This is a genomic window from Prevotella sp. P4-119 (assembly GCF_002251345.1).
GTDB lineage: Bacteria > Bacteroidota > Bacteroidia > Bacteroidales > Bacteroidaceae > Prevotella.
On record NZ_NPJB01000083.1, the window covers coordinates 33,653 to 40,715 of the forward strand.

Below are 7,063 nucleotides of genomic sequence, written 5' to 3' on the forward strand. Positions count from 1 at the left end.
TGTTGTTTTTTAGATTAGTTAATATGTGATGTTTGGTAGGGTAGTGTGTAGTAGTTGTCGGTGATTGCTGGGCTGTCAGACCGTAGCAGGACTCTTATGTCTTTCGGTCTGCCATATACATTCCCGTCAGAATACAGACGGCACCTATCAGAAAATAGATGGTAATCTTCTCGCCCAATACCCATGAGGCAAAGATCATCGTGGTGATGGGATTGAAATATACCCAGTTGGTGGCTTTCACCGCACCGAGTTTGGAGATACACCAGTTCCATGTCAAGAAACAAATCATCGATGCCAGACAGCCTAAAAACAATAGGTTGCCCACAACCACGGGTTGGGTCAGCACTGCCATGGCAGGCATGCCCGGCACCAATATATAATAAGGTATGATGGTCAGCACACCATAGAAGAATACCTTCCGCGTGATGAAAGCAGCACTATACTTGTCGGTCATTGTCTTCATCAACAGCGAGTAGAATGCCCAACAGATGCAGGCTGTAAATGCCAGGGCGTCGCCCACGGGAGAAAGGTGGAGCACAAATCTGCCGTTGAGCACTACGATGATCATACCCATAAATGCCAATAGTGAACCTGTCAACTGCATGATATGGATGCGCGAAGAGCGATAGACCAACCGCACCAGTAGTGTGGCAAACAGTGGACAGGAGCATACGATGAGTGAAGTATTGGTGGCTGTAGTGTAGTTCATGGCTTCGTTCTCACTCAGGAAATAGAGTGAACCTCCGGTGATGCCCAACAATACCATCAGACCTTCGTCGCGCCATGAGTCAGCAAAGAGTCGTCGATGGTTGAAACAGAACATCAGCACATATGCCATGGCGAAACGCAGCGTGAATATCTGTGCTGGCGAAAGACCATTAATCATCAACACCTTGGTAGATACAAAGGTGGTGCCCCATATTGCTACAGTTAGGAATGCAACAAGATGGTAGAAGATGTTATTGTTTGTCTTTGGCATCTGAATCTTTGGTGTTATCACGAATCAATACAGTCTTTGTTGTGTGGCTATCGCTACACGCATGCAAAGATAGTGCAAACCGAGTGAAATGCCAAAGAAAAACTGTGTTTTTTAACATAGAGACTTTGATGTTGTACAGGAAAAAATCGTCAACATTCAAATGTTCTATACTCTGAAAAAGAGTTTCGTTTCTGTTAGTATCTTTATTTTTATAAAAGCATCAAAAGCCTCTACAAAATTTTTATAATCTCCCATAAGCCTAAAGTTTGTATTGTGAAAGTCAATATTAATCTGTCGAAGACAAATCAAGCAAGAAATCATAGATGCTGATAATCTGAATTCCATCATCATCGCTCCATGATTTTGTATGCTCACCAACGATAAGGAGTTTACATTCCGAAAAAGTGGTACATGTTCCACTTTTTCGGAACAAAGGTAATACTATTCTTTTAAAAATAAGACAGTTTCTTTAGGAATTTGACAATTTTAGCCAAATTCGCTACTCTACATATACACCTCCATGCCATTCACCTCAAATATACACACATCTCGAAGCTGCCGGATTTCATTTGAGTCCAGCAGTTTCATTCGTCTTGTGCCTTTATAGAAGTCATATTTGAGGGAGATGCAACGGTGCCAGGACTGGATCTCACCGCTGCGAGTCCATAGACGGATGTCGATGGGTTCGGGACTGGATAGGATTTTGCGGAGGGTGGTGATGTGGATTGATTGCATAGTGATTGGTGTTAGTCGAAGGTGCGGTGGAATGGATCATCGAAGATGTTCTTACCGTAGTCAATGGTGATTGGGAGATGATGACTGCTATATTTGTACTTGAACTTGATACTGTTCGTGGCGTTGTCCAGTGCGTAAATTTTCACGGATTTTACTTTTGTCCTTACAGGACGTTTGAAAAAATAACCATACATACCCAGGGTGTTACCCTGGGCTAAGAAGATGTTGCCCCATTCGGGGCGTTAGTAACCAAACAAGCAGTGGTGGGCTGGAAATAACAAAACAAGCAAAGGCGGGCTGAAAGCCCAATGGTTTTCTTAGCCCAGGGTAACACCCTGGGGACATTGTGCAATGTACCCGAGTACGTCCTGTAAGGACAAAAGTAACAATCATCGGATTGTTTTCGTTAAGCCATGAGCAGAATCGAACTTTCCGATTAAGTGAACGAAAAATCAAGCTCGCTTGATGTTTTCCGAACGTGAGGAAAGTCAACGAAGTTAAGCTCGCTTTGATTATGCCGTGGCGAGAAAACAAAGGCGTATGCCAATTTAGACGGAATTTAAACGGATTGTTTTTGGTGGTTGCCTGTCGGCAAGAAATCTTTGGAGGAAATCTTTGAGAAAAATCTTTGGCCTATGGCCAGAAATCAATATTTAATTTTAATCATATCTCAATAAAATATTTCTTGCGCTCGCGCAACATCTTTAAAAAGATTTCCCCCAAAGATTTCTAGCCTTCAGGCTACTAAAAAAATCCGTATTCTCCCGTGTGTTCCGTGGATAATAATCTTTCCGTGTGCGACAAAAAAGGGAGGATGAGTTTGCGATAGTACCGCCTTAACTATATAAAAATGGGTAGTTAGGGCGGCGCTATCGCTTATAAGTCCGCCCTAACTATGTTAAAAAAGGTAGTTAGGGCGGTGCTATCCTTGCGTGTCTCAGTTTTTTTGTTTATCTTTGCACCAATAAGATACGGTATAAATGAAATAAAATCAGAACGTTATGAATACAAACGGGATAATAGGACGTGAGTATGAGCAAAAACTCATACTGGAGCGTTGTAAAAGCAGCAAGGCAGAACTGATAGCAATCTATGGTCGTAGGCGTGTAGGAAAGACTTTTTTGGTTCGAAAAATGTTCAATGACCAGTTTGCTTTTTCGTTTATAGGAATGTATGAAGTGAGCCGTGCAGTACAGTTGGAGCAGTTTCGCATGGCATTGGAACATTATACTAAACAGACTGTGCCGAGACTGAAAACTTGGTTTGAGGCATTTGCTGCTTTACGAGAATATCTGTCGGGGGTGTCTCAACAAGAACCGTTAGTTCTGTTCTTTGATGAATTGCCTTGGATGGATACACCCAAAAGTAATTTCATCGCAGCTTTCAGCTATTTTTGGAATTCATGGGCTTCAATGGTTCCTAATATGAAACTTATCGTCTGTGGTTCTTCTACTACGTGGATGTTGTCCAAGTTTATAGGCGATAAGGGCGGACTGTATGGTCGTGTAACTCGCCAGATTTATCTGGCTCCGTTCTCTCTGGGTGAGACCGAGCAGTTCTTAAACGACTTGAAAGGTTTGTCTCTTACCCGTCAGCAGGTGTTGGATGTCTATATGATATTGGGAGGTATTCCTTATTATCTTGATATGCTGGAGCATGGTGTGTCGTTAGATGTGTGCATTGATAGATTGTTTTTCTCGCAGGATTCACCATTACGTGGAGAGTTTGATTTTCTCTTCCGATCCCTATTTCATGACTCCATGCATTATCGTAAGATAGTAGAAGTGCTTTCAGAAAAAATGAAGGGGATGACTCGTAAGGAATTGATGGCTGAATTGAAACTGAAAGGTGGTGGACAGCTATCTGAAATCCTGGAGAATCTGAAGAAATGTGACTTTATCAGAAAATATTCTACCATAGGAAAGAGTGAAAGGGATGCCATTTATCAGTTAACTGATTTATACTCATTGTTCTATACCCGTTTTGTGGCAAATAACAGTGGACAGGATCAGAATTTTTGGAGTAACATGCGCAATTCGGGAAGTCGCACAGCCTGGAGTGGCTATGCTTTTGAACAGGTGTGCCTGCATCATATCCCACAAATCAAAAAAACATTGGGCATTTCCGGTGTTTTGGCGAATGTTTATTCCTGGTCTTGTCGTCCTTTTGTGGATTCTACTGGTGCTGAGTGGCGAGGCGGGCAGATTGATATGTTGATTGATCGTGCCGACGACACGATCAATATTTGTGAGATGAAATATGCCAAAGATGAGTTTGTGATAGATGCCAGCTATGAGCAGCGACTGCGTGACAGAATGTCTTCATTCTCTGTGGCAACCAAGACGAAGAAAGCCTTGTTGCATACTTTCATCACGACTTATGGTGTGAAGCAGAATATGTACAGCGGATTGGTGAATAGTGAAGTGACGATGAATGATCTCTTTTGATAACACCTTAGTCAAACGTTGGACAATACTCTTGCCACCGTTTTCGTTAAGCCAGATGAGCAGAATCGAACATTTCTGTGATTTCTGTGATTTCCGTGTGACCTTTTTGGGGTTGCCTGTCGGCAAGAAATCTTGGAGGACATACCCAAGCAATGCTTACCTTTGAAGTCATCGCTTTCGCATGCCACTGTCAAAAAGACCATCGCAAGCAATGCTGTCGACAGTCATTTGACAGTGGGGTTGTGGTTGTTCATTCTCATGTTCTTCAGTTTCGTGATGTTTTCGTAAGTTTATATATATTGATATGGTTGGTTTCATTCTTCGTCCTTCGTTTTATGGTTGTGTAAACGCGGTATAGTTATTAGGCGTGGAGAATTTAACTCTCGTTTGCAAAGTTACGAAACATAATTCGAAGATTTTAGAAAAATTTTGGTTTTCACTTTCTTTTGCCGTTGACTAAACACTTTTTAACTTTCTTTTAACGGCCACTTGTTGCGTTTTAAGGCTGTTATTTCTTGCTTTTAACGTGTAGTTTTGGCCTTTTTCTTGCTTTTAACGTGTAGTTTGGGGGTGCTTCTGCATGGATATGTTATGATCATCACTATTTCATTGTCGCACGCGAATCTCACGGATTTTGTTTTCGTTGGTGCTCCGAAAAAGGATATTAGAGGTGGACACCCTTCACAAAATCGGTGTTGATATCTTGGATATTGCGCTTGGCTTTACAGTAGGCAGAGTCTGAGATGAAGCCCGATTCGTATGCCACTTCCACTTGAGTGGAAGCAGGATTGGCATTGGCATAAAGGCGAGCATATTCCAAACGGAACATGTTGACGAGACGGTAGTAACCCACTTCGGCAATAAAACGACTGGCACCTGAACGCAGGCCCTTATCCACTCCAGAGAGAATTTGAGTCTTGAGCAGATGTTTGTCGCGATAGTTTTGCAAGATCACCTGCAACACAGCCTCTTTAGCCTCTTTACTATAGCGTGCTCGCAGTTTGGCAACCTTAGGAGCGGTAGTTGCTGTTGTGACTTGCTGTGTCTCTGCCTCAGCGACGGGTTTCTCCTCAGGATTGTCCGCAACAATATCTTCTATGGTGATCGTCTCTGGCTGGACATTCTCCGAGAGCGGATCGTCAGACTCTGTTTCTGCCAACGGTTCTGTTTCGGTAGGCATTTGATCCTGCGGTTGCTGTTTCTCGGTTGTTGCAGACTCAGTCACGGACACTGTTTCTGCATCGTCCAGAATCACTTCCTGCTGTTCTGTCTCTGTCGTAGCCTCCGTGTCGTTCTCGGTGTCGTCAGTTGTTTCAGCAGGCGTGTCGATCTGCGCCATCGACAGCCTTTGGTCGTCATTCTGTGTAGTGTTTTTGTTATCATTGACGGATTTTGACCGTTGTGGATGGAGAATGAGACAGAGGAATATAACCATCCAAACGGAAAAGACGATATGGATGATAGCCATGAGCAGGCGACTGCCTATGACCAAGGGCAACCAGGCAATGCCTATCCATACCACCGGCATCCAAATGACTTTTTCGGCAAAGCGCAGTGGAAAGTCGTCCTCGGTGGCATAGTTCTGAATGTGGTAGTTGTCGATGAGTTGTGTGATGCGGTGGATAACACCCAGAAGTCGTGCGGTGAGTAATACGCTGAATCCCACCATCACCCATAGAAACCAATGGTAATGCTGTTCCAACCAGTTGCCGCTACCTGCAAGGATGGTTACTGCCATGACGGTGAGTAATGAGATAGGAATGGTGAAGACGGTCACGTTGAAGAGTCCGGCCAATGGCTTCCGATGGAAGTAGCGCTGAAACAGCATAGAGAAACAGCACGGGTAGAAGATGATGCTGAAGATGCGCACATACTGCCAGGCAGCCTCACTCATGGGGCAGAGGAAGTAGGGCAGTTGCAGTATCACGGCTGCACAGAAGAATGTGACCTGTCGGCGTGCGGGATAGTAATAGTCAGCCTCTTGGTCGTAGGGCCGACACATGTGGAACCAACGCACTACGGCACAGATGATGCCCGTCACGATGAAGATGAGACAGACATCTGAATAGAATATAGGTAATGTTAAATTGTAGTGCATGGCGGTATGGTCTTTTTAGGTGATGTTAATACTTGAAACTTGATCCTCCTACAAACTCGCGCATGATAGAGGTGGGCGGAATCTCACGGTCGGAAATGGGGATGAAATAATGCAGGAATTTCAAGAGGCGGTGTGCCTCGGCATATTCCGGACAGTTGCGAGGCACAGCCGCAAGAATCAGTTCGGCGTGAGGACGGAGCACGGCAAACTCGATATTGAGTGCCGAGTTGAACATCACGTCTGCTATTTCCTGGAATGGCGCAATCCATTGATCTTCTGCTTCACAGACATTGCGCCATTGGCTGATGGTCTCCTGTGCCGTATAGGCACCTTTATTATAATCGCGGATGATGCGTCGCAGCAGTCGGTTGTCCTGTGTGGGAATCCAGTTGTGCGCATCGAGGAACTCTACGTCGCGGTTTTGAAAGAGTCTGAATTTCAGTCCCTGCGAGGTGTTGTTGACCTTTGCAGAGACCACTGGGAACGGCATTTTTAGTTCTTCGGCGTAGTCTTGATAGACTTCCAATAATGAGGTTCCTTCTGGGAAACTCTTGGTTATATTATTATTCTTGCAACGTATCTGTAGCATGATTCTTAGTTTTCTTGGAGACAAAGGTAATACAAAATCATCAAATTGCCATGCAAGATTTGAATTATTTCGTTTTTTTATGCTGCACACCATACTCCCGCGGTACGAGCAATGATTCTTTGACAGAATCGGGCATCTCTGCCATCATGCGCCGACGAAGACGACGCGACATTTTGTCATAGTCGCGCAGTTTGGGCTTGACCATGAAAGCCCAT

General features: G+C 44.1%; 5 protein-coding genes and 1 pseudogene. 1 reads left to right on the forward strand and 5 read right to left on the reverse strand.

Annotated features, from left to right (window positions below):
- Nucleotides 1-94: 94 nt before the first annotated feature.
- From CIK89_RS09345 to CIK89_RS13950, 3 genes are all read right to left on the reverse strand, one after another.
- Nucleotides 95-979, reverse strand: a complete 885-nt coding sequence (locus CIK89_RS09345) for a DMT family transporter (protein WP_094391104.1) — start codon at nucleotides 977-979, stop codon at nucleotides 95-97.
- 504 nt (nucleotides 980-1,483) lie between these two features.
- Nucleotides 1,484-1,714 carry a hypothetical protein gene (locus tag CIK89_RS09350; RefSeq protein WP_094391105.1) on the reverse strand — a complete coding sequence of 77 codons (231 nt, stop codon included), beginning with the start codon at nucleotides 1,712-1,714 and terminating at the stop codon, nucleotides 1,484-1,486.
- An 11-nt stretch (nucleotides 1,715-1,725) separates the two neighbouring features.
- Nucleotides 1,726-1,860 carry a hypothetical protein gene (locus tag CIK89_RS13950; protein ID WP_256387350.1) on the reverse strand — a complete coding sequence of 45 codons (135 nt, stop codon included), beginning with the start codon at nucleotides 1,858-1,860 and terminating at the stop codon, nucleotides 1,726-1,728.
- Between the two features lie 855 nt (nucleotides 1,861-2,715).
- Between CIK89_RS13950 and CIK89_RS09360 the strand changes: the two genes are divergently transcribed.
- Nucleotides 2,716-4,161 (forward strand): ATP-binding protein, encoded by a 1,446-nt coding sequence (locus tag CIK89_RS09360; protein WP_094391107.1) that lies wholly within the window; start codon nucleotides 2,716-2,718, stop codon nucleotides 4,159-4,161.
- 664 nt (nucleotides 4,162-4,825) lie between these two features.
- Here the strand turns inward: CIK89_RS09360 and CIK89_RS09365 are convergent.
- Both CIK89_RS09365 and CIK89_RS09370 read right to left on the reverse strand, forming a co-directional pair.
- On the reverse strand, nucleotides 4,826-6,259 hold the full coding sequence (locus CIK89_RS09365) for a hypothetical protein (protein ID WP_094391108.1): 1,434 nt from the start codon (nucleotides 6,257-6,259) through the stop codon (nucleotides 4,826-4,828).
- A gap of 25 nt (nucleotides 6,260-6,284) precedes the next feature.
- A pseudogene (locus CIK89_RS09370) lies at nucleotides 6,285-6,662 on the reverse strand (nucleoside kinase); the annotation flags it as partial.
- Between the last annotated feature and the right edge of the window lie 401 nt (nucleotides 6,663-7,063).